Raw genomic sequence first — 3,017 nt, forward strand, 5'->3', positions numbered from 1 at the left:
GCCCCGTGCCCGCCGAGACCGTCACCACCACCAGTAACTGCCCGACGAACGTCTTCTGCCTGAGCGGCAACTGCTTCGACCTCGGCGCGCCGAATGATCCCGACTTCGCGCGCAGCATGTCGATGCTCGAGGCCGGGCGCGAGGCGGGCATCTACCTGGACGCCGACCGCATGCAGGTCTTCAAGGGCGAGGAGAACCGCTGCCGCGACCGCCTGCTGAAGAACTGCTGCTACGCCGACGGCGCCGGCGCCGGCATGACGAACCAGAGCATCTTCGGTGGTGGCTCGCGCCTGGTCTTCGACGTGCTGATGAACTCCCAGAACCAGCAGTTCATCTACCAGGGCATCTCGGCGCTGCTGATGGGTGGCGGCTTCAGCGGCACGTTCACGACCTATGGCGTGACCGTGGCGGTCAACGGCGCCGCCCTGCCCGCCGGATCGGTGGCCGTTTATGCCGGCGACAGCCTGGTCGTGGCCTTCGACCCGTGGACGCTGGCTATCGCCGTGATCATCTACATCGTCCTCTCGATGATGTCCTGCAACGAGGACGAGGGGAAGCTGGCGATGAAGGAAGGCGCCAGGCTGTGCCACACGATCGGCACCTGGTGCTCATCCTGCTTCCGGGTCCTGGGCGTATGCGTATCGTGCGTCGAGCACACCACCTCGAAGTGCTGCTTCAACTCGATGCTGGCGCGCATCGTCAACGAACAGGGCCGCGCGCAGATCGGCAAGGGCTGGGGCGGCGCGCAGAACGCCGACTGCTCCGGTTTCACCGTCGCGCAGCTGCAGACGCTCAACTTCGCGGCGATGGACCTGTCGGAGTTCTATGCGTCGCTGGTACCGACCCTGCCGAACGTCAACGCGCTGCAGGCCGGCAGCGCCAGCCGCGTGCCCACCTGCTACTACGGCCAGGGGAAGTGCCAATGAAGGCCATCACCGTTCTGGTCGGCGCCGCATGCGCCTTGATCGCCAGCGCTGCCATGGCTCAGGAACGACTGCCGGTCCGCGATGCCAAGCAGCTGATGCTGTCGGCCCTGGACGCACCCGACGGCAAGGCCCACGGGGTCCTGGTTGGAGAGGTCGCAGACGCGATCTCGAAGCGCTTTAACGCCACGACGCCGATCTACATCGACGTGAGCACCGAGAAGCGCTACGCCCAGCCCGGCTGCAGTCGCCTGAACGTGCGCTTCTGGCAAGACGGCGTGCAGTTGCCGAACTACGGCGCTGGCGGCGTGCAGGCACCGCGGCGGCAGACCATCGACTTCGGCATCAACTACTGCCGCGACGGCCAGCCGCCGCGGTCACTGTCGTGAGGCTGCGCCCATGACGCTGCGCCGCCCTGCCTCGCGCCAAGCTGGGCTCGCACTCTGCCTCGTTGTCATGCTTGGCAGCGCGACGGTCACCCTTGCGCAGCCGCAGGACCCCGGACGGCCGTACTGGTCCGACAACTGGCGCGGCTGGCACTTCTACGAGGAGCCGGAGATCCCGCCGCCCGAACCACCGGCTTCCGCACCGCGGCAAGCCGCACCGGCATCGAGCGCCGCCACTGCACCCCGACGGTCGCCCCCCAAGCCCCCCGAGATCGTCGAGTTCGAGCGCCTGCAGAGGGCCCTCGAGGAGCGCCGGCACATCGCCATCATGCGGCCGACCGAAGCCAACGTACGCCGCTACATGGAGCTGGAGGCCCAGGTGGTGTCGCGCGCATCCACCTTCGCCGACGTGGCACAGCGCATCGCTTGGGCCAGCCCCGAGCTCGACCCCACGCTCCAGGGGCGCCCGGTGAACGCGAAAGCGCTGGAGGTGTTCGACCAGCTTCAGACGGCCCAGCGCAGCCAGTCCATCAGTGCCCTGGGCCGCGACCATGTCCTGTTCTTCTTCTTCCGCAGCGACTGCCCCTACTGCCACGCCTTCGCGCCGACGCTCGAGGCCTTCCAGGCCCGGCACGGCATCAAGGTGGTCGCGATCAGCGTCGACGGCGGCCCGATTCCCGGCTTCGCGGACGCCCGGCGGGACAACGGGATCGCTACCACGCTGCGGGTGAGCCAGGTTCCCGCCGTCTACCTCGCCCAGCCCTTCACCGGAAAGATCACCTCGATCGGTTTCGGCGTGCTGTCCGAGGCGCAGCTGGTGGAGCGCATCTCGATGGTCACGGCCTCACCTGACAACGCCGCCACACCGTTCCTGGGCTCGACTGGCGGCCTGCAGGCCCAGGCCCGCTTGACCCAACAGCGTTGAGGCGGTGAGCCCGCACCGGCGCAGACAGAGATCCAAAGGAGCCCCCGATGAAGCGTACCGACGCCGACCGGCCCCTGCACCGTGCTGTGGTGGTCGCCCTGTGCTGCTCCGCCCTCGCCGTAGGCCCAGCGCCACTGCGGGCCGGCGACCTGAACACCGAGGTGAACAACATGTTCAACAGCCTCGGCGCCATCGGCAACTACACCGCGCCGGGGGCGTTCCGCGGGCAGACCTTCAACACCTACACCGGGGGCAGCCTGTTCATGCGGGCACCGAACAAGGTCTATCAGCTCGCGGCGATCCAGTTTCCGAGCGCCCGCGCCGGCTGCGGCGGCATCGACGTGTTCGGCGGCTCCTTCTCGCACATCTCGGCGGCCGAGTTCAAGAACATGCTGCGCAACATCACGGCAGCGCTGCCGGGCATCGCCTTCCAGCTGGCGCTGGAGTCGGTCTCGCCGCTGCTGGGCGGGCTGACCAAGTGGGCCAAGGGCCTGGAGACCTGGATCAACAACGCGCGCATCAACTCCTGCGAGACCGCAAAGGCCATCGTCAGCACCGCCGCCGAGGCGGCGGGCTTCAGCTCGCAGGAGGCCTGTTCCGATCTGGCCATCGAGATGGGCCTGGAGACCGACCGGGACGCCGCGCGCCGCCGCTGTGCGACCGACCGCCCCGGCATCCTGGCCTCGGCCCGATCCTCGGGCGACGCCAACATCCGCAACAAGGCGCCCTTCGTCGGCAACCTGACCTGGAAGGCGCTGCAGCGCACCGGCACCTACCTCGACG

General features: G+C 68.4%; 4 protein-coding genes. All 4 read left to right on the forward strand.

What is annotated here, in order from left to right:
• The coding region (traN, locus tag AB7U92_RS24760; protein WP_428583141.1) for a conjugal transfer protein TraN at window positions 1–926 on the forward strand (926 nt) is incomplete at its 5' end.
• Window positions 923–1,312, forward strand: a complete 390-nt coding sequence (locus tag AB7U92_RS24765; protein ID WP_428583143.1) for a hypothetical protein — start codon at window positions 923–925, stop codon at window positions 1,310–1,312. The genes traN and AB7U92_RS24765, both read left to right, overlap by 4 nt.
• 10 nt (window positions 1,313–1,322) lie before the next feature.
• The gene (traF, locus tag AB7U92_RS24770) at window positions 1,323–2,234 is read left to right on the forward strand and encodes a conjugal transfer protein TraF (RefSeq protein WP_428583145.1); all 912 of its coding nucleotides are present in this window, start codon (window positions 1,323–1,325) and stop codon (window positions 2,232–2,234) included.
• A gap of 47 nt (window positions 2,235–2,281) precedes the next feature.
• Window positions 2,282–3,017: conjugal transfer protein TraH (locus tag AB7U92_RS24775; RefSeq protein WP_428583147.1), on the forward strand; the 736-nt coding region annotated here is incomplete at its 3' end.

Source organism: Piscinibacter sp. (assembly GCF_050175855.1).
Lineage (GTDB): Bacteria > Pseudomonadota > Gammaproteobacteria > Burkholderiales > Burkholderiaceae_C > Piscinibacter.

Excerpts from the sequence above, each read along its gene's own strand:
- traF (WP_428583145.1), top strand. The coding sequence starts at position 1,323 with ATGACGCTGCGCCGCCCTGCCTCGCGCCAAGCTGGGCTCGCACTCTGC.
- AB7U92_RS24765 (WP_428583143.1), top strand. The coding sequence starts at position 923 with ATGAAGGCCATCACCGTTCTGGTCGGCGCCGCATGCGCCTTGATCGCC.